Below are 20,854 nucleotides of genomic sequence, written 5' to 3'. Positions count from 1 at the left end.
ATAACTTTAAATAACATGTCCACAATGAAAAATCTAGCTTTCGTAATTCTTATTTCTTTGAGTGTCAAATGTTTCTCTCAAAGTACCGACAAATTCAATTTGAATTTTGAGAAATACGCCCCGGGTCAAAACTTGAACCAGGGCGGCTGGTTCCAGTGGGGGGGATATGAACTCGGTCTTGACTCCACCACGGTCCATTCGGGGAAACACGCGGCGAGTATTACGTCCGACCCGAAGGGAGCGGCGTTCGGTAGTGTTGCTTACAGAATTCCAGCCAATTATGAAGGGAAAAGCATCACCCTGGAAGGATACATGAAGACACAGGGCGTGGAGAACGGCCACGCCGGATTGTTGATGCGCGTCGACAGCAATGCTAAGGTGCTGGCTTTTGACAATATGCAAAATCAAAAAATAACGGGCACGAATGATTGGAAAAAGTACAGCATTACCTTGGCCTATCCCGCAAACGCCGAACACATTTACGTGGCTGGGATTCTGGTGGGCAAAGGCAAAGCCTGGTTCGATGATTTCGTCTTAACCATCGATGGGCAGAACATTCAGACTTTAAAGGAAAAAGAAGGCCCGGTTTTCAAAGCTAATTCCGATCATGAATTCGATGCGGGTTCAAAAGTATCCATTGCTAATCTTGACGAAAAAAAGGTAGGAAATCTGGCTTTGCTGGGTAAAGTTTGGGGCTTCCTGAAATACTACCATCCCGAAGTAGGGAAAGGAAATTACAACATGGACTACGAACTATTTCGTGTTCTGCCTGACTACCTGCAAGTCAAGAATGATCAAAAAAGAGATCAAGTACTACTGAGCTGGGTGAATGGTTTTGGTAAAGTACCGCTGTGTGAGAAGTGCGAGGAAACCCCGGAAGATGCGCCGTTAAAACCCGATTTCTCGTGGATTAGCGATAGCCAACTTGACCCAAAATTAGAAGAAGCTTTACGGTATATTTATAAGAACAGAAACCAGGGCGAGCATTATTACATAAAGACAGCTGGTGTGGGCAATCCGCAATTCATGAATGAAAATTCGTACGCTAATCAACCTTATCCCGATGCTGGTTTTCGGTTGTTGGCGCTTTATCGATACTGGAATGCAATCCAGTACTTCTTTCCCTACAAACCTCTGACAGACAAGGATTGGAAAAATGTCTTGAAAGAGTATATCCCTACGTTTATCGACGCCAAAACCGAGTTGGAATACGAATTGGCAGCGCTCCAGATTATTGGCGAAGTGAAGGATACCCACGCCAACTTGTGGGACGGTGGTAATGCTATCAATGCTTCGAGAGGAAAATTTTATCCGCCATTCTCCCTGCAATTTGTTGAAGACAAACTGGTCGTGGCCGATTATTATAAAGATGGTTTGAAAAGCGCAGCGGGGCTATCGGTCGGCGATGTAATAACGCATATCAACGGCGCATCAGTCGAGCATTTGGTAGATAGTCTCAATGCGTACTACCCTGCCTCCAACCAACCTACAAGATTGCGGAATATCAGTATGCAGATACTGCGTTCAAAGCAAAACGTGGTGCCCATCAAGTACTTTTCAGCTAGTGGAAGTGGAGAAAAAGAATTGACTTTATATCCCGTTGATCAATTGGAAATGAAGAAATGGTATGAAAAATCTATTCCTCCAAAAAGCTACAAGCTCCTGGAAAATAATATTGGCTACGTTACGCTGAAAACCATCAAGGAGCAGGACATTCCCGTTATCAAAGATTCTTTGAATAACACGAAGGGGATTATTATGGATATTCGCAACTACCCCTCCACTTTTGTCCCCTTTTCTCTGGGTACTTACTTTATTTCCAAAGCCACTCCTTTTGTAAAATTCACGGGCGGAAATGTCAATAATCCCGGCGAATTTAGTTTCTCACCACCCGTTGTTATTCCAAAAGAGAATCCCGCCGAAACCTATAAGGGGAAATTGGTAGTACTTGTCAACGAGCAAACGCAAAGTCAGGCAGAATACACGGCCATGGCGTTTCGGGCGGGAGACAACACCACGATCATGGGCAGCACCACGGCGGGTGCCGATGGAAATGTTTCCAACCTGGTTTTGCCAGGTGGATTGGGAACTATGATTTCAGGTCTGGGCGTGTACTATCCCGACGGTACCGAAACCCAACGCGTTGGTATCATCCCGGATATTGAAGTAAAACCGACGATCGAAGGCATTAAGAGCGGCAAGGATGAATTGCTCGAACGCGCCATTGAATTTATTTTGAAATAAATCCTATCCCATGGTCTGAGGAGATTCAGACCTGGACACAAAGTAGCTCACCAGCAAGCTTGACCAAAATCTTAATCTCATGAAACCAACTACAAAAAAAATCACCAATCTTATCCGTCAGGCAATCAATCAGGTGGACGATAAGGCGGAAGTAATCCTCTTCGGCTCGCGCGCTCGCGGAGACGAGCGGAAGGATTCCGATTGGGACATTCTGGTACTCACTGATTATCCAGTCGATCTCAACCGAGAGCACGAGTTTCGCTATGTTTTATGTGATTTAGAGTTAGAAACCGCTGAGTCCTTTTCCTTATTTGTATTTTCAAAAAGTGAATGGAAAACCAAGCACCGGGTTACGCCATTTTATAACAGCATTAGTCAGGAAGGGGTACGCTTATGAAGGAAGACGAAAAGCAAGCGTATGTGCTTTACCGATTGGAATCAGCACACAAAGCTTTGGCCGCCGCCAAAGCCTGTGCAGACATTGGCTTATGGAATTCAGCTATGAACAGGCTGTATTACGCAGTGTATTATGCTGTCAGCGCATTATTATTCATCAATGACATCCAAGCAAAAACGCACTCAGCTACAAAAAGTCAGTTTGCCCAATATTTCGTAAAAACGGGAATTTTTGATCAAAAATATAGTAGGCTATTGGCTATACTTTATGATGGTAGACAAAAGGGAGACTATGAAGATTTCTTTGAGGCAGACAAAGAAACAATTCAAATATATTCGGTGTCTGCCAAAGAAATGATCGAAGCTATCGAAAGTAAAATAAAGTCCGAATAAAATTTCTCTGTTACAAAAACTTCAACGCCAAAAATACTATGCAGAAATATACCCTCCTCCGATCCCTCGTACCGCTCCTTGTCATCCTGAGCCTAGCCGAAGGGCTCTTCGCCCAGAAACCCACGGCGACCATTAAGTCCAACCTCACCGCCACTGCCGCGCCCAATGTCCTGAAACTGGACATGGACTCGACGATTACGTCGTCGCATACCGTTACGATCAAGGGCCAGAAGGTACCCTACACGGCGCAGGTCGGGACGCAGCCCGTGTGGGACGAGGCAGGCAAGGTCATCGCGGGCGTGTTCTACACCTACTACGAGCGCACCGATGTGAAAGACCGGGTGAACCGTCCGCTGGTGATTTCGTTTAACGGTGGGCCGGGTACCGCTTCGGTGTGGATGCACCTGGCCTACACGGGTCCCAAGCTGCTCAACGTGGACGCCGAAGGGTACCCGCTGCAACCCTACACCATCAAGGACAACCCGAACTCGATTCTGGATGTGGCCGACATTGTGTTCATCGACCCCGTCAACACGGGCTACTCGCGCATGGCGGGTAAGGAAACGGCGAAGGAAAAAGCCAAATTTTTCGGGGTGAACGTGGACATCAAGTACCTAGCCGACTGGCTCAATACCTTCGTGAGCCGCCACGACCGCTGGCGCTCGCCCAAGTACCTGATCGGCGAAAGCTACGGGACCAACCGCGTGTCGGGCCTGGCGCTGGAACTGCAGAATGCCAACTGGATGTACCTCAACGGCGTCATTCTGGTGTCGCCGACCAACCTCGGACTGGATCGCGAAGGGCCGCTGGGCGCGGCCAATATGCTGCCCTACTACGCCGCCACGGCCTGGTACCATAAGAAACTACCCGCCGACCTACAGCAGAAAGACCTCACCCAAATGCTGCCCGAAGTGGAGAACTTCACCACCAACGAACTGCTGCCCGCGCTGGTGATGGGCGGGTACCTCGACCCCGCCAAACGGAAAGCGCTGGCCACCCGCGTGGCCCGCTACTCGGGGCTGTCTGAAAAGGTAGTGCTGGAACACAACCTGCAAATCCCGACGAACTTCTTCTGGAAAGAACTGCTGCGCGAGCAGGGCCGTACCATCGGGCGGCTCGACTCGAGGTACCTCGGCATCGACGCGCAGGACGCGGGCGAGCGCCCCGACTACGCGCCCGAGCTGACGTCCTGGCTGCATTCCTTCACGCCGCCGATCAACAAGTACTTCCGCGAGGAGCTGGGATACAAGACGGACTTGAAGTACTACATGTTTGGCCCGGTGTACCCCTGGTCCCGCTCGGGCGAGAACGCCGACAACACCGGCGAAACCCTCCGGCAGGCGATGGCCCAAAACCCCTACCTGTACCTGCTGGTACAATCGGGCTACTACGACGGGGCCTGCGACTACTTCAACGCGCAGGCCAATCTATGGCAGATGGACCCCAGCGGCCGCCTCAAAGACCGCATGGACTGGAAGGGCTACCGCAGCGGCCACATGATGTACCTCCGGCAGGAAGACCTCGTGCAAGCCAATGACGATTTACGGACGTTTATTTTGAAGGCCACGCCGGGCAAGGGGATGGCGGCGAAGTATTGAGGGGTAGGTAGTTTTTCGTTGACAAATCTCTTTGCATATATTGGTAAAATAAATGCGAGATGATGCAACTCTCATTGCAAATTGAAATCAATGGGGTATTCTACATAATCACAAAATCGCAGCATACTTTCCAAATATATGATAGAAACAATATTTCTACAGCTAGACTCAACTCATACAAATGCAGATTTTGTCTTTTTTAAAGAGTGGGCCGATTATATAATTGGAATTCCTACATTTATTATTTCTACATTACTTGCATTTTGGATTTATAAAAAACAATCTTTCAAAAAGGAGCTAAGTTATTTTGTAAAGGACAAAATAAGCCTAATAAATATAAATTCAGAATATAGAAATAGATTTAAAATTCAATTTGATAGCAAAATCATTAATGATTTATCTCTCATAACAATTGAAATTATAAATACAGGGAATCAGCCAATTCTCAAAAGTGATTTCGAGAATGATATTGAGTTAGATTTAACTCAACCTTTAAATAAAAAAATAGATATACTTTCATATGAAATTATAGATAGATCACCTATAAATATATCTAACTCTTTAATAAAAAAACATGAAAAACTATACATTTCTGCTGCGCTTCTGAATCCAAAAGATAATTTTAAAATTCAATTATTAACAGATTTTGAAGAGATAGCGTCTATATCTATTAAAATTAATTCCAGAATTTCTGGAATTAATCAAATTAATCAAATTAATCAAACTATTGGAAATGATAAAAGTCTAATGGATAAAATTTTACGAGAAGTGACCCAGGCCAGCATTAAATTGATTTTAGTATTGTCTATCTCTATTATTTCAGGAACAAAGTTATTTCAAGAATTACTTGAATGGATTGTAATTCTTTTCAAATCATCCCCTCAATAAATAACCTGCTAAACAAGATTTTCGAACAAGACTAACATCGATTTTAAGTCGGTATTAGCGAATAATATCCATAAGTTTCATTATAAAATAAAAAATATGTCATGGCAAATAAAGAACAAGTTGATTTGATTAAAAAAGGTGTATCATATTGGAATAATTGGAGAAAAAATAATATGCATATATGGCCAGATTTGGTTGATGCTGATCTAAGGGATCTAAATCTAAGAGGTATAAATTTTTATACGGCAGATTTGCGTGAGGCTGATCTGTCTGGTTGTGAGTTGTCGTATGCAGATTTTGCTGGATCTATATTAATAAGAACAGATTTAAGAAATTCTAACTTACAAAATGCTAATTTTTACATAGCGAATCTGAACGGAACACAGCTTAGAGGAGCAAATATGAGTTATTCAATTATGGGCGTGACCATCCTTGTAGACAATGATTTATCCGAAGTAATTGGGCTAAATGATGTACAGCACCTTGATCGATCTCATATGGGTACAGATACTTTACAAAAATCAAATGGAAAAATTCCTAGCAGTCTTTTAGTGAATTGTGGCATTTCTGCTGAAATGCAGGATTATCTAAGTATATTTCAGCAAAAAAGTATCAATTATTATTCTTGCTTTATTAGTTATTCAAGCTTGGATGAGCAATTCGTTAGAAAATTACACACTTATCTAGATCATAATAAGATTGATTGCTGGTTTGCACCAGAGGACATGAAAATTGGAGATAAAATTCGTTCTTCAATAGATTCAGCTATAAATATACATGATAAAGTAATACTAATAATATCAGAAAATTCTATCAATAGTCAGTGGGTTGAGCAGGAAGTTGAAAAGGCCCTTGAAAGAGAGCGCAGGGAAAATAGAATTGTATTGTTTCCCTTAGCTATCGATGAAAAGGTATTCTCGATAGACGTTGGATGGGCATCATACCTTCGTAATAATCGAAATATTGCTTTTTTTTCGAATTGGCATAGCAATGATCACTTTACGAAAGCAGCAAATCGTGTAATCAAAGATTTGAAGTTTTAACAAAGCCCGCTAACACCGATTTCAAATCGGTGTTAGCAAAATTAATTTACATAACTCAAACAAAAACACCCTTCTGAAACATGAAGATCACGCCCGAGCACAAGGAGCGAATGGCAAAAATGACTTTTGCCTCGGTGTACCCGCACTACCTTATCAAAGTCGAGCGCAAAGGCAGGACCAAAGAAGAACTACATCAGGTTATCACGTGGTTGACTGGTTTTGACGATAAAAAACGGCAAGCGTTGATGGATGAGAAAGCGACTTTTGAAACATTCTTCAACGAAGCAGAATTGAATCCGGGGGCGGAGTTGATTACGGGCGTCATCTGTGGCTACCGGATCGAAGAAATTGAAAATCCACTCACCCGGAAAGTAAGGTACCTTGATAAGCTGGTGGACGAACTGGCGAAAGGCAAAAAGATGGAAAAGATTTTAAGAACCGCGTAGAAGAACGAAAAGCAGTTCGTACTCTCCGGCCTTCCTACCGTCATTTTCCTTATATTTGGAAAGTCTTTCTACAAAAAAACCATTATGCTCACAACGATCGAAGGAATTTATGACAACGGCGTGGTGAAGTTTACCGAAAACCCACCTGCCCACAAAAGGGTGAAAGTACTCGTTACCTTTTTTGAAGAGGAATCTCCGGCTATTCTGCCTGCAAAGGAACGCGTGGCCGGCGGGCTAGCGGGGCAAATCTGGATGGCCGACGACTTCAACGAGCCATTGGATGATTTGAATGACTACATGTGATTCATGAGATATTTGGTTGATACGCAGGCACTGATCTGGTTTGCTGATGATAATTCAAGGCTTTCCAGTCGTGCCAAAGACTTGATTAAAAATCCTGATAACGAAATTTTCGTCAGCCAGTTCAGCTACGTTGAAATTGCCATCAAAATAGCGGTTCGGAAAATCAGCCTTGAAAAAGGATTGATATCTCTGATTGAAAACAGCCAAATCCAAAGGATAATGACGCTGGCTATTGAACACTCTCACATTTTGGCGTACAGTGAAATTCCTTTACTTGAAGATCACAAAGATCCATTCGACCGCATGATTCTGGCGACGGCCTTAGTCGAAGGCTTGCCAATAATAACTTTCGATGAAAAGTTTAGCTGGTACCCTGATTTGATCAAGGTTGAATGGTGAGCGTATCATCTCCCGCTAACCTTAATTTGCAATCAGTGTTAGCGAGTTTACGCAATTCTAACAAAAAGACATTTTTGGAAAATGAATATTGCGCCCGAGCACAACGAGCGAATGGCCAAAATGACTTTTGCGTCGGTGTACCCGCACTACCTCACCAAAGTCGAGCGCAAAGGCAGGCATGAACGTCCAAAACTTCTTTACCTCCCTAAATAACGCTCGCCCAGCAGCTTCTCCATCACAAAATCCTTATTCATCCGGCTGATGGGGATTAGGTCTTCTCCGATTTTTAGTTCGGAATTTTCAAAGCGGGTGACTTTGGCAATAGCTACCAAATATGACTTATGCACCCGCAAAAACTGTTCGGCATCGAGGTTTTCTTCCAGCGATTTGAGAGACATCAGCGTCATGAATTTGCCTCTATCCGTATGGATAATCACGTAGTTTTGCAGCGACTGTATATAGTTGATCGCATCGGTACGGATTTTTTCATATTTACCCTCGCTTTTAATGAAGAAATAATCGGGTTCGGGGGGAGTTATCGGCGTGTGGGGCAATTTCTGATTTTTCAGGAGGTACAATTCTCTGGCTTTTTTGACGGCTTTAAAGAACCGGTTAAAGGTTATGGGTTTCAGAAGGTAGTCTATCACGTCAAACTGAAAGGCTTCCAGAGCATAATTGGGATAGGCCGTGGTTAAAATCACCATGGGCAGTGCGTTTTTCAGATGCAGTAATTCCATACCGCTCATTAACGGCATTTCTATATCCAGGAAAATCAGATCAGGCTTTTCGGTTTCCATGAGCTGATCCAATTCCACAGGGTTTTGCACCACCCCGATTAGCTCCAGATAATCCACCACCTTTATGTGCCGGGCGAGTCCTTCGCCGGCCAATGGTTCATCGTCGGTGATGATGCATTTTAGTTTCACCCCAAATCCAGTTTTAGTTCTATCTTAAAGATATCATTTTTGTCCCTGATTTCCAGGTCATGCTTTCCCGGATAAATCAACTCTAGCCGGCGTTTCACATTGGCCAGTCCAATGCCCGATGATTCATTTCCACTGCCTTTTTCTTTGCTGTTTTCCAGTCTCAAGTGCAGTTGATTTTTATCGCAGACCGACAGCTGCATGTGGATGAAATTGGCCCGGATTTTATCCCTGGAAACGTGTTTGAAGGCATTTTCCACAAAAGGCAGCAGGATAAACGGAGCAACCCTTAGATGCTCACTCACCTGCTGACTCAGGTCAAAAGCCAGTTCCGTCTGATCATCGTACAGCCGCAGACTTTCCAGCTTGATGAAATCTTCCAGAAAATTCAGCTCCTTGCGCAGGAGAATATACGAATCATTGCATTCGTATAGCTGATACCGCAGCATGTCTGAGAAAGAAGCCAGCGACTCGGAAGCCAGATCAGCATCTTTGTGAATCAGCACATAAATGGAATTAATGGTATTGAACAGAAAATGCGGGTTAATCTGTGATTTCAGGTACTTCAGTTCAGTCTCCAGATTCTCCTTTTGCAGCGTCAGTTTTTCCCGCTCGGTTTGCAGCCAGTTTTTGGCCAGTTTCACACTCATGGCCAGGGTCATGCTGGCGGCGGTGGAAGGCAGACACATGCGGGAGAAAATGTACAGGAAATCAGAAGGAGGCCTGCCAAAAAGCTCCTGAAAAGTGAGATCTGAAAGATAAGCGTTCAGGTAATATCCGCTGGTAATCAGAGCTGTACAGATCAGGATGGTAAGTACCACGCCAATAAAATAAAGGCCGTAACGCCCCTCGGAAAGAAAGCGGGGAATCAGAAAATAGAGGTTGAAATAGGCCCCGGCAGCCTGAAAAATGATGTATCCCAAAAACTTCACCGGCACCTCTCCGCCAAAAAGGTAATGCCAGGAATTATGCAGTCCATCGGTATTGATCAGCAGCCACATCAGGTGGTAAGCCACCCAAAACGGAATGTGGTATAGCTTGTATTTTAAAATCCACTGCATCATTCAAAAAGAAAAATCGTCGCGAAAGTAGGGCCTGAACGGTTCATCGGATCAACTATATTGACCAATGGCAGGAATAAATTGACCAATGGGGAAGGACCACCAAAACTGCCGATTATCAAATTAATACTACTGAAAATCAAGAATTTCTGCAAGACTCTTTTCGGCTTCCTTTCTTTGAAGCCAAAAAAGACATGCGCAGATTCTTCTTCCTTTTTCTCACTTCAACAGCCTGTTTGCCAACTTGGGCACAATTGAGCGGACTACTGACCGATACCCAAAATAAGCCTGTCCCTTTTGGCAACGTTATTTTGCACCGCCTGCCCGATAGCAGCTATGTGTCCGGGCAGGGGACCGATGAGGAAGGTCGCTTTCGTATCCCGGCCGTTTCTCCCGGCCGATACTTTCTGAAATGCAGCAGCATTGGTTATACCGACTATGTACTTGCTTTGGAACTGTCGGATTCCCTGAATCTGGGAGCGATTGTGCTGGAAAATGAGAGCAGCCAGCTGGAAGAGGTGGTAGTCTCGGCCCGCCGTGATCTGGTGCAGCAAACGCCCTTTGGCAAGGTGGTGAATGTGCAAAACAGCCTGCTTACCAAAGGCAGCAATGCCCTGCAACTGCTGGAACGCCTGCCCGGTGTAATGACTGACCGACAAAACGGTCAGTTCAACCTGAACGGGCTATCGGGTGTGACGGTCATGATAAACGGCCGCAAGGTAATGATGAGTCAGCAGGAGGCGATGGGCCTGCTGGAAAACACCCTGGCCGATAACATCGAAAAAGTGGAGCTCATCACCTCTCCCTCTGCCTGTTACGATGCCGATGGAGGTGCAGGGATCATCAACATCATCATGAACGAAGCTGACAGTAAAAAAAGCCGTTTTGGTTTTACGATTATGGGCGGGTACGGCTTTGGAGAAAAAGCCTCACTGGCCATGAACTATCAGAAAAACTGGCAAAAAGTGAGTTTGACCGGCAGCTACGGCTATGCACGGGATGTGCGTCGCTCGGGTTTTGAGGGATTTGGAACGAGCCAGAAACCCTGGATACTGGGTGGCCGTGGAAGTGCGGAGTTCTCTACCTTTGGTAAGGAAACACAGAACGGCCATACCCTAAATCTGGCCGCTGAGTATCGTCCCAAAAATGGCTTCAGTCTAGGTACCGACTGGATTTTGTCCCTCGCCCAAAACCATAACTTATCCAATAACAACGTCGCCTGGGATACAGAGGCCTTTGGTTATTTATCCCTGAAAGGACTTTCTGATGGCCACAGTAGGCGGTCCAACCTCATCGGTTCGTTGTATATGAACAAAAACTGGGGAGAAGGAAATACGCTGGGCCTCGACCTCAGTGTGCTCACCTATCTGAACGACAGTCCGACTACGATCGATTCGAAATATTACGACCGCAACGGCGAGCCTGCCGTTTCTCCCTCCGCCATTTATACCAGCGGAAACCGCGGGCAGAGCCTCTCGAACATCCGCGTGGGAGTGGCCAAAATGGATTATGAGAAAACCTTTAGCAAAAAGTTGCGGGGAACCTTCGGAGTCAAAGCCAGTTGGTCTAACAACGAAAACGACAGCAGCATCAAAAGCCTGATCGATGGTGTATGGCAACCCGATACCCGTTCCCAAAGTCTGATTTTTGGGAAGGAGAAAGTGCTGGCGGCGTATTCGCAGTTTCAGTTTCAGTTGGGACCCAACATCCAGTTGCACGGCGGTTTGCGGTACGAATACTGGCGAAGAGACCTGAACGCCGAAGAGCAACCCTTCCGCATTACCGGCTTTTTTCCTTCCTTTTTAGTAAACAAAGAGTGGAAAGAAAGCTACCGCTGGCAACTGGGCTATACCCGACGCATTACTCGACCGCTCTACACCGATTTGGTTTCCAACCTGTTCTATAATGACCCCACCTTTGTTTTCTCCGGAAACCCGAAGCTGAAACCGGCCATCAATAATCAGATCAAAGTAGAATTGAACGTCCCGGTTCTGAGCACCAGCCTTGCTTTCCAGCATGAATTGCACCCTATTTTGCGGCATCAGATTACTACCAATTCCGAGCAGAATATAGGTATTTCTTCGCCTCAAAACCTGGATTATATAAAGAGCCTCACACTGTTTCTCACTGTCCCGCTGCGGCTGGTCAACTGGTGGAATCTCTCGGTGAGCAGCACCACTTCTTTGAGGAAATATCAGATCTCGTATACACCTTCGGTGGCGGCGAAGGCCTATGTTTTTCAGGGCATTAGTTTCAGTTCTAATTTCAAGCTACCGTTTGCTATGGAGCTGGAGCTGAGCGGCTGGCGAAACCTGCCGGTGTATGACGGGCATAACCGCGCCAATGGCTTCGGAATAGTAAACCTGGGCCTCGCCAAAAAACTGAAATATAACAGAGGTAGTTTTCAGCTTACCCTACCCGATTTGTTTCAAAGTATGAAAGTACACACCCACATTAGCGGCATGACGCCCATTGTGTTTCACATCAACACGGTCTCCGACTGGCGGGATGAATCCGCCCTCTACCGCATCATCAAAATCTCCTATTCCAGAACCCTGGGTGGCAAAATTGACAGTAATAAACGTGGTGAGATCGAGGAGATGAAGCGTGTAGGGAGGTGATGGATTATCAAATCACTTCCATCTCATTGCAGCGGCAGATGCTGCAACACTTTGCTTACCCAGGTAAGCTTGAGGCGAACGTGAAGGAATATAGGTTCTGGCAAGATGGAAATCGGGACAAGGAGTGCCACTCACCCATTTGTGCGGCCGTCTGCCCTTTTTGGGTAGTTCTTCCCGGTCCAGACAGGTACCTTGTGGTCTAATCGCCTGACTACCAAACCCTCATTTTTAGCTATCCAAACGGCCTGTCTGTATGAAGCCATTCGTTTACACCCTGTTCCTGGTCGCCTACCTGCTGGCCGGCCCTTGCTCGGTCCAAGCCCAAACGCCACCACTGTCTGCCAAAGCAGACTCTCTCTTTACGGAATGGAACAAGCCTGGTATGCCGGGAGCATCCGTGGGCGTGGTACACCAAGGGAAGCTCATATATGCCAAAGGATTCGGCGAAGCCGACCTGGAAACGGGTGCGCCCATTACCCCCGAAACGATCTTCCACGTGGCATCAGTATCAAAGCAGTTCACGGCGTACGCCATTGTGCTGCTGGCGCAGCAGGGTAAACTAGCGCTGGACGACGACATCCGGAAGTATGTGCCGGAGGTACCTGACTTTGGCAAAACCATTACCCTCCGGCACCTGCTCAACCACACCAGCGGCCTGCGCGACCAGTGGAACCTGCTGGCCATGTCGGGCCGGGGGCTGGATGATGTCATTACCAAAGACCATATTTTTAACCTCATCAAGCGGCAGCGGGAGCTGAACTTTGAACCTGGCTCAGCCTATGCCTACTGCAATACGGGCTATACCCTGCTGGCTGAAATCGTCAGCCGTGTTAGTAAACAAACATTCCCGGACTGGATGCAGCAGAACGTGTTCCAGCCGCTGGGCATGAAGAGTACCCTGTTTTATGATAATAACGAGCGCCTGGTCAAAGGACGGGCCTACTCGTTCCACCGGACGCCGGGCCTGGGTACTTTCAGCAAGAGTCCGCTAAATTACGCCAACGTGGGCGCTACCAGTCTGTTCACGACAGTTCAGGACCTTGCCCGCTGGGTTGACAACTTCCGTACGCCAAAGGTGGGCGCGCCGGGTACCATGGTCCAGATGCTGGAACGGGGACGCCTTACCAATGGCGACACCCTGGCCTACGCCCTGGGCCTAACCCACGGCCAGTACCAGGGAATTTCCTACTATGGACACAACGGGGCTGATGCGGGATTCCGGTCGGCCCTGGCGTATTTTCCGAAAGAAGACTACGGCTTTATTGTCCTTAGTAATCAGGCCGAGTTCAATTCCGATCGAAAAGCCATGGAATTAGCCAGCCTGTACCTGGCCCCGTACCTCAGAGAGGAGAAAAAAGCTGCCCCGCCCGTTGCTAATGGGGATTACAAGTTTGACTCCACGCTGTTCAGAAACTACACCGGCTCGTACGAACTGGCCGAAGCCTCCGGTTTTATCCTCAAATTCCGGCGCGAAGGCGACCGCTACTTCACCCAGGCCACCGGCCAGTCGGAAGTGGAGATGTTCCCCTCGTCCGATTCGACTTTTTTCCTGAAAGTGGTAGAAGCGTCGGTAATCTTCCATCGTACCAAGGCAGGACCGGTGAGCCGCATAACCCTACAGCAGAATGGAAATCATCCAGGTACCCGTGTACAACCTACCGAAGCGCCCGAAGTGAAGCGGGAGCAAATCGTAGGCAAGTACTATAGCCCCGAATTAGAAACTATCTATACCATTGTCCAGGAGGGCGCTACGCTCAGACTGATCCATGTGCAGCACGGCGAAGTACCTCTAAAAATAGTAAGTAAAGACAAGCTGCAAGCTCCGTGGTGGTTTGTGCAGAATATTGAACTGGTGCGTGACAGCGCCGACAAAGTAGTAGGCTTGCGCATGTCGAACGGGCGTGTGCAGAACCTTTGGTTTCAACGCCTGAGCGACGACTTCGCGGCAGAAATGCCACCCGGAAAGGGTAAGTAGGTAGCGATCTGCCGGTGCTTACACCAGCTGCCAGACTACGCGCTACCCCCAATAAGCAACGACGGTTGAAAACCGGTACTGGAAAGTACCAGTCTATTTACTCAACCGTTTGGCAAATGTCCACAAAAAGCAAAGCAAAAATCAACTAGCGCAGTACTTCAAAAAGCCAGCCATAACTTTTCCCTTCATCAAAAAAAGACTCTGGGCTCCATCAGTTCATTCCCGGCCTCCTCGTCCAATTGATATTTTTGTCGGATGTTAGCTAATGTCATTAATTCCGCGAAGTAACGCCGGCTTTCCAGGATGAACCTTACCTCAGGACCATAATGGTCATAGACCAATGCACCTTTGTTGGCATAGGCACCGCTGGCTATGCCGGGACGACCGAGCGTAGCAATCGCCTGACTTACGTGGAGAAGATCTGATCTTACAGCGTTACGGGCCACCATGCCCTCTTCCTCGGTGGTGGCGTCATGGGCCAGAAAATAGATCCGCAGATAATCGTGGAAGAACGATTTTACGGTTTCCTGCCCGGCCAGCAGATCGTCCGTGAGTAGGCCGCCGATGGTTTTTCGGAAGCAGGAAAGAAGGGAATACCCTTCCAGTGTATAATCGAGGGGCTTATGCGGAATCTCCGACTGGAAGTAGTATTTCAGATTGCCCGCACCTAGCACAGATTTCATGTTACTGTAGGCTCCAAGGGGTCCATAGTACACCATAGAAGCATCCCCTACTTTTAAGGTATGTTGGGGCGGGCGCAGCACCACCTGCAGCTTCTGGCTCAACTTTTCAAAGCCTGCTTCCCGTACAAACCAGAAATAAATTTCCTGCTGGGTCGGGATGTGAAGGTGGCTCTCGTGCCGGGCTTCCATCAAAGCCTCGTAAGGCAAAGCCGAAAAATAAGGCAGTACATCTGCCGGTGAATCGAACTGTTTCATGGGTAGTCCTGGGGTAAGCTGAGTTTACCACGAAAAGGTGACCTTGTGGCTGAACTACTAGTATAGGGTACCTTGTAAATGACTAGATTCCAGCTCCCAAGCAACCCCGCCACTTTAGGCCGGGCCACTTTCAATTTGAAAGCGGTACTGTTTACTGCGTGACTTCCCATGAACTACCATAGGTAGGTTCGGCTTTTGTGACGGTATGATTTTTTTCTTTCCTACCCATACACAGTAGTATAGATACTCTTTTTTTAAAGGCCTATTTCCCATCAGGCACATGCTACTAGTACTTATTAACCTACCTATGTCATGAAGAAATTTAACCAGGATGATCATTTGGAAGAGAGGCAGTTGACAGAAGATGAAAGTAGAATTCTTGATCAGCTGGGGCTTTTCGGGGAATCTCGTCGCCGGTTTATGACTAAAATCTCTGCTGCCGGGCTTAGCCTGTTTGCCACGCCTTTCTTCACTTCGGAAGTGTTTGGCAAAGCACCAAAACAAGAACTTCCGACTAATAATGAAGCCATGTTGAACGAAATTCAGGTGCGATTACGGGTAAATAATTCAACAAAACCCCTAAGCATCGATTCCCGAACTACTCTGTTGGATGCGCTTCGGCAACGCCTTCAGTTGACCGGCACCAAAAAGGGCTGCGATCATGGGCAATGTGGGGCATGTACCGTGATTATCGACGGGAAACGCAAGCTTTCGTGCCTTACGCTGGCGGCTAGTTGTAAAGACAAGGAAATTACGACCATAGAAGGTTTGGCCAATGACGATGAGCTGCACGCCATGCAGGCGGCCTTTCTGAAACATGATGGTTTCCAATGCGGCTACTGCACGCCCGGACAAATCTGCTCTTCCGTCGCCTTGCTACAGGAAGCTAAAAACGGGGAAGCCAGCTATGTGACGGAGGATTTTAAAAACATCCGGCAAAATATAGAACTGTCCGAAGAAGAAATCCGGGAACGGATGTCGGGCAACATCTGCCGGTGCGGAGCCTACAACAATATTGTGCAGGCCATTCAGGAAGTACAATCTGGAACAGAAACAAAACCCAAATGGGAATTTGCCACGGCGGAACAAATGCAAAAAGCCAAAGCTAAAAGCTGACCTTATTTCACTAGTCAAGTACCTGGAAAAGAAGAATCAGCGTCTTTCAACGGCTCCAACGCCACAAAATCAGTAACCAATGAGACCTTTTGTATATACCCAGCCGCAGAATCCGCAGGCCGCCGTATCGGCCGCTGCGGCCAACAAACAAGCCAAGTACCTGGGTGGCGGTACCAACCTGATCGATTTGATGAAGGAAGACGTGGAACGTCCTACCGAGTTGATCGAAGTGGCGGACCTGAGTTTCAACGACATTAAATCGAACAATGCAGGCGGCTACACGCTGGGCGCCATGGCCAGCAATTCCGATACCGCCAACCATCCCGACATCCGAAAAAACTACCCTCTGCTTTCCATGGCGATGCTGTCGGCGGCTACGGCGCAGATCCGGAACATGGCGACCAACGGCGGCAACTTATTGCAACGTACCCGTTGCCCCTACTTTTTCGAAACGTCGATGCCCTGTAACAAGCGGGAACCAGGCACGGGTTGTGGAGCCAGGAAAGGCATGAACGCCCAGCACGCCATTTTCGGGTGGAGTGACGAATGCGTAGCCGTCAATCCTTCCGATATGTGTGTGGCTCTGGCGGCAATCGGTGCTACGGTACACGTGCAACAGCCTGGCGGTAAATCCAGAACCATTGATTTTGCCGATTTTCATCGCCTGCCGGGCGATCAGCCGGAGAAAGACAACACGCTGCAACCCAATGAACTCATTACGGCGATTGACCTACCCAAGCCTATTTTTACCGATCACTATTACTACCTGAAAATCCGGGAGCGTTCCAGCTATGCTTTCGCGCTCATTTCGGTCGCGGCCGGATTACAAATGGAGGGCGGTACCATTGCCAAAGCCGGTCTTGCCATGGGTGGGGTGGCGCACAAACCCTGGAAACTGACCGAAGCCGAAGCCTTTCTGAGCGGCAAGAAACCCACTCAGGACAACTTTCAGCAGGCCGCGGAACTGGCCATGCGCCCGGCCCGCACTCTGTCCGACAATGAATATAAAGTTGAAATGGGCAAAAAAGCCATTGTAAGAGCGCTTACGCAGGCTTTTGAGAAAAACGCGTAAAGACATTTTTGATCAGGTAAGACATTGATCCGGGGATTTATTTTCCCCATTAATATAACATAGTATGGACACATCAATAGGAATAGGCAACCCGATCGACCGGGTAGAGGGGCACCTGAAAGTGACCGGGATGGCCAAATATTCGTCGGAGTTTCCGGTCGATAAAATGCTGTATGCCCAGGCAATCAATAGTACTGTTGCCAAAGGTGAAATTTCGTCGATCGATACAGCAGAAGCCAAAAAGCAGAAGGGAATCGTTGAAATTATTACCTACAAAAACGCCGAGAAGCTTAAGACGCCTGATAAGAAACTACCACCCCTTTCTACCACCAGTATCCAACCGGTGCTGCAGAGTCCGCACATTAATTATTACGGGGAATATGTAGGCGTAGTGGTAGCTGAAACTTTTGAGCAAGCCCAATACGCCGCAAGACTGGTCAAGATCGAGTACAAGAAAGAAACGCCAAAAATAGATTTCAAGGACCACCGATCGGACGCTTATAAACCCAAGGAAAGCTCAGATTATTCCCGGGGCGATGTGGAGGCAGGATTATCCAAGGCCGACGAAAAGCTGGAAGCGACCTACAATACGCCCATCGAGCACCATCACCCGATGGAGCTGCATGCCGTTATCGCCTCGTGGGAAAATGGCAAGGTAAAAGCGTACGCCAGCCAGCAGATGATTAACGATGCTGCCATCACTATTTCCAATACTTTCCAGATTCCCAAAGAAGATGTACGCGTCATAGCGCCTTATGTAGGTGGTGGCTTTGGCTCTAAACTACACGCCAAGCAGCACGTGATTTTGGCCATTATGGCGGCTAAAAAAACCGGTCGCCCGGTGCAGCTTACCGTTACCCGGCACCAGATGTTTACCAACACCAACCTCCGGCAGCACAATGAGCAGAAGGTAAGAATAGGTGCCACCAAAGATGGAACACTGACCGCCCTGGCCCACGAAACGTTATCGCATACTTCAACCTACGAAGAGTTCCAGGAATCGTGCGGTACCGTGAGCAAAATGCTTTATAAAGTACCCAATAACAAGGTAACCCACCGGCTGGTGCCGGTGAATCTACAGACGCCTTTCGCCATGCGCGCGCCGGGTGAAGCTACCGGAAGCTTTGCGCTGGAATCGGCGATGGATGAAATGGCCTGGAAACTTAAAATGGACCCGATTGAATTCAGGATCAAAAACGATACACAAACCGATCCCAGTAACGACAAACCATTCTCTTCCCGTTTGCTGGTCGAGTGCCTGCGGATCGGGGCCGATAAATTCGGTTGGGACAAACGAAAAATGGAACCGGCGAAAAATACCAATGGCAATTGGCTGGTAGGGTACGGCGTAAGTGGTGCGTCGCGGGCAGCACCTTATCAGGAAACATCGTCGAAAGTAATACTGACGCTCAAAGACGGAACCGTGTTGGCTACCATTCAGATGGATGCCACGGACATAGGTACCGGCAGCTATACCATTATTGCGCAGACGGCTTCGGAGTACCTTGATATTCCCGTTGGGCAGGTAGTTGTGCAACTTGCCGACTCGCTATTTCCCGTAACGCCCGGTTCCGGCGGATCGTGGGGAGCGGCTTCCTACTGCAATGGAGCGCGCGTTGCCTGTGAGAATGCGATTAAGGAATTAAAGCAAAAGCTGAATGCCGGTGATAAAAAAATGAGTGTGAAAGAGCTGATGACGGCCAACAAGCTAACTACCTACGAAGCCAAAGGTACCGCCAAACCTTCCGAAGCATTTAAAGAGCATTCGGTCTATTCGTTCGGGGCTAACTTCGCCGAAGTGTGGGTAGATAAGGATACCGGCATGTTCAGGATCAAGCGCATGCTGAATGTCGGGGCCTGCGGAAAAATACTGAATCCCAAAACGGCTTTTGGCCAGATCATCGGCGGATTGACCATGGGCGCAGGCATGGTGATCGCAGAACAGACCCGGGTTGAGCCGAACTTTGGCAACTTCATTACCCGTTCCTTTGCTGATTACCACGTTCCAGTCAACCTGGATATGGCCAATGTAGAAGTCGTATTTGTACCCGAAGAAGATAAAATAGCGAATGAAATGGGCATAAAGGGCATCGGCGAGTTGGGCATCACCAGTGTGGCGGCCTCTATTGCCAACGCCATTTTCAATGCCACCGGTAAGCGCATGCGTGACCTGCCTATCACGCCCGAAAAGTTGATTATGGCCGGTGTAGAGCCCGGTGTGGCTTAAATTTTAGAAACGAAAAAAATGGTGAAGGGTGATGAATTATGATAGCTATGAAATCACAATTCATCACCCTTTTTCGACTTTTTACCTAAGTACTTTGTGCCGCTCTTTACATTGCGAGATTTAGATTCATTACAGTATATCACATACTACTGTCTTTAATCAATCGCGCTAATAGTGCCATTCCAAGGAGTGATAGAATCCAGAATGACCAGAAAAATAGTTTGGCGCGCTTAGTAACGACAAAAAAATCCTTTGATGTAAGTCCTGTTTCCTTCGAAACCCCGTAATAGTTGAATAATAGATGGTAAAGGATGGTTGTCGGGACAAGAACTGTAATCAATCCGACAACGTATGTGTGCGGGAAAAATTTATCAGCATTACTTCCATTGAGGAGAACGCTGGCTATGTAAGTACTATGCAAAAGTAGACCTGCGATTCCTAAGCCGACCTGGAATAGGGCAGATACCCAGGCTGGACTTTTGTTAGTTCCATTGAGATTGTCCTTTAGGTGAAGCGAAAAGAATGTATAGTAATATCTATATAAAAACCTCATTTACTGACTAGTACTGTTTCTTAAACACCTACTATATTCCCTAGGATGAGTGGGGGATAAATGTGCCACCCACTGCCGCTACTTCTTTCTGACCGTCCCTACGCCGTACCGTTTTACCTGCCGCATTTTGAGTTGATTGTTGACAACTTCAACTATTTTCAGATCCATGAAGGTACCCTTGGCGTCATAGAAACCAATCATAGCGGAGAGATCATTTTCCTGCTTCTTCACGTCGACTTTGGGCTGATAGCCGAAGTTGGGAATATCAACACTGTCTTTCACATCCAGCATTTTGTAGGTGACGGCTACCCGGTAGCGGAACCGTAGCGGGGTTTCGTACAGCTTCACCGTGAATTTGAACTGATTCAGCGCATCGGGGACGCGCGCGGAGTAGGTAGCCACCGGCTTAGGGTCGACGTTGGTCCGCTCGCTGGGAATCGTGTCGTTCACGACGACCCGCTTTTCGGTAGTTTCCGTTTTCTTTTGGGTTTGGTTGCAGCCCGCTGCGAAAGCCAGCAGGGGAAGCAAAACGAGTATTCTCATAGGAATGAATGGGTGGTTTAGGTATGGATAAGGAGGGGTACATTAGTCCAACCTTACTGCACGAAAAATAAGTGTTACTTTGGCCTGGGATATGTACCGCACAAACTAGGAGTTT

General features: G+C 47.4%; 18 protein-coding genes and 1 pseudogene. 15 read left to right on the top strand and 4 right to left on the bottom strand.

Annotated features, from left to right (window positions below; genetic code table 11):
• The first annotated feature begins 24 nt into the window (after positions 1-24).
• The 10 genes and pseudogenes from GBK04_RS17760 to GBK04_RS17715 form a co-directional block, all read left to right on the top strand.
• A complete protein-coding gene (locus tag GBK04_RS17760; protein WP_373331079.1) occupies positions 25-2,244 on the top strand; it encodes a S41 family peptidase in 2,220 nt (739 codons plus the stop codon).
• Between the two features lie 79 nt (positions 2,245-2,323).
• Entirely contained in the window at positions 2,324-2,641 is a 318-nt protein-coding gene (locus GBK04_RS17755) for a nucleotidyltransferase domain-containing protein (protein ID WP_152761936.1), read from the top strand.
• Positions 2,638-3,033, top strand: a complete 396-nt coding sequence (locus GBK04_RS17750) for a HEPN domain-containing protein (protein ID WP_152761934.1) — start codon at positions 2,638-2,640, stop codon at positions 3,031-3,033. The genes GBK04_RS17755 and GBK04_RS17750 overlap by 4 nt, the downstream gene beginning before the upstream one ends.
• 38 nt (positions 3,034-3,071) lie before the next feature.
• Complete coding sequence (locus GBK04_RS17745) at positions 3,072-4,631, top strand: S10 family peptidase (protein WP_152761932.1); 1,560 nt, start codon at positions 3,072-3,074, stop codon at positions 4,629-4,631.
• Positions 4,632-4,769: 138 nt separating this feature from the next.
• Positions 4,770-5,519 carry a hypothetical protein gene (locus tag GBK04_RS17740; protein WP_152761930.1) on the top strand — a complete coding sequence of 250 codons (750 nt, stop codon included), beginning with the start codon at positions 4,770-4,772 and terminating at the stop codon, positions 5,517-5,519.
• Positions 5,520-5,620: 101 nt separating this feature from the next.
• Complete coding sequence (locus GBK04_RS17735) at positions 5,621-6,562, top strand: toll/interleukin-1 receptor domain-containing protein (protein WP_152761928.1); 942 nt, start codon at positions 5,621-5,623, stop codon at positions 6,560-6,562.
• 80 nt (positions 6,563-6,642) lie between these two features.
• Positions 6,643-7,008: a DUF2200 domain-containing protein gene (locus tag GBK04_RS17730; RefSeq protein WP_152761926.1), complete on the top strand. Its 366-nt coding sequence runs from the start codon at positions 6,643-6,645 to the stop codon at positions 7,006-7,008.
• 84 nt (positions 7,009-7,092) lie between these two features.
• Entirely contained in the window at positions 7,093-7,311 is a 219-nt protein-coding gene (locus GBK04_RS17725) for a DUF2281 domain-containing protein (RefSeq protein WP_152761924.1), read from the top strand.
• A gap of 3 nt (positions 7,312-7,314) precedes the next feature.
• On the top strand, positions 7,315-7,710 hold the full coding sequence (locus GBK04_RS17720; protein WP_152761922.1) for a type II toxin-antitoxin system VapC family toxin: 396 nt from the start codon (positions 7,315-7,317) through the stop codon (positions 7,708-7,710).
• Positions 7,711-7,791: 81 nt separating this feature from the next.
• A pseudogene (locus GBK04_RS17715) lies at positions 7,792-7,887 on the top strand (DUF2200 family protein); the annotation flags it as partial.
• 20 nt (positions 7,888-7,907) lie between these two features.
• Here GBK04_RS17715 and GBK04_RS17710 read toward each other — a convergent pair.
• Entirely contained in the window at positions 7,908-8,636 is a 729-nt protein-coding gene (locus GBK04_RS17710) for a LytR/AlgR family response regulator transcription factor (RefSeq protein WP_373331078.1), read from the bottom strand.
• Positions 8,633-9,694 carry a sensor histidine kinase gene (locus tag GBK04_RS17705; protein ID WP_373331077.1) on the bottom strand — a complete coding sequence of 354 codons (1,062 nt, stop codon included), beginning with the start codon at positions 9,692-9,694 and terminating at the stop codon, positions 8,633-8,635. Before GBK04_RS17705 ends, GBK04_RS17710 begins: the two co-directional genes overlap by 4 nt.
• A 236-nt stretch (positions 9,695-9,930) precedes the next feature.
• Between GBK04_RS17705 and GBK04_RS17700 the strand changes: the two genes are divergently transcribed.
• Together GBK04_RS17700 and GBK04_RS17695 are read left to right on the top strand one after the other, a co-directional pair.
• A complete protein-coding gene (locus tag GBK04_RS17700; RefSeq protein WP_373331076.1) occupies positions 9,931-12,315 on the top strand; it encodes a TonB-dependent receptor in 2,385 nt (794 codons plus the stop codon).
• A 253-nt stretch (positions 12,316-12,568) separates the two neighbouring features.
• Complete coding sequence (locus GBK04_RS17695; RefSeq protein WP_152761916.1) at positions 12,569-14,290, top strand: serine hydrolase domain-containing protein; 1,722 nt, start codon at positions 12,569-12,571, stop codon at positions 14,288-14,290.
• Between the two features lie 188 nt (positions 14,291-14,478).
• Here GBK04_RS17695 and GBK04_RS17690 read toward each other — a convergent pair whose 3' ends face one another.
• Entirely contained in the window at positions 14,479-15,228 is a 750-nt protein-coding gene (locus GBK04_RS17690; RefSeq protein WP_152761914.1) for a hypothetical protein, read from the bottom strand.
• Between the two features lie 312 nt (positions 15,229-15,540).
• On the opposite strand from GBK04_RS17690, the gene GBK04_RS17685 reads away from it, so the two are divergent.
• The 3 genes from GBK04_RS17685 (at position 15,541) to GBK04_RS17675 (ending at position 19,643) form a co-directional block, all read left to right on the top strand.
• Entirely contained in the window at positions 15,541-16,344 is an 804-nt protein-coding gene (locus tag GBK04_RS17685; protein ID WP_152761912.1) for a 2Fe-2S iron-sulfur cluster-binding protein, read from the top strand.
• 79 nt (positions 16,345-16,423) lie between these two features.
• Positions 16,424-17,416, top strand: coding sequence for an FAD binding domain-containing protein (locus GBK04_RS17680; RefSeq protein WP_152761910.1), 993 nt, complete (start codon positions 16,424-16,426; stop codon positions 17,414-17,416).
• A gap of 64 nt (positions 17,417-17,480) precedes the next feature.
• The gene (locus GBK04_RS17675) at positions 17,481-19,643 is read left to right on the top strand and encodes a xanthine dehydrogenase family protein molybdopterin-binding subunit (RefSeq protein ID WP_152761908.1); all 2,163 of its coding nucleotides are present in this window, start codon (positions 17,481-17,483) and stop codon (positions 19,641-19,643) included.
• Between the two features lie 631 nt (positions 19,644-20,274).
• On the opposite strand, the gene GBK04_RS17670 is transcribed toward GBK04_RS17675, so the two are convergent.
• Positions 20,275-20,739 (bottom strand): hypothetical protein, encoded by a 465-nt coding sequence (locus GBK04_RS17670; RefSeq protein ID WP_152761906.1) that lies wholly within the window; start codon positions 20,737-20,739, stop codon positions 20,275-20,277.
• Positions 20,740-20,854 lie beyond the last annotated feature (115 nt).

Source organism: Salmonirosea aquatica (genome assembly GCF_009296315.1).
Classification (GTDB): domain Bacteria; phylum Bacteroidota; class Bacteroidia; order Cytophagales; family Spirosomataceae; genus Salmonirosea; species Salmonirosea aquatica.
Note: the sequence above shows the minus strand (reverse complement) of the source record. Positions and strands in the feature narration are given on the sequence as shown.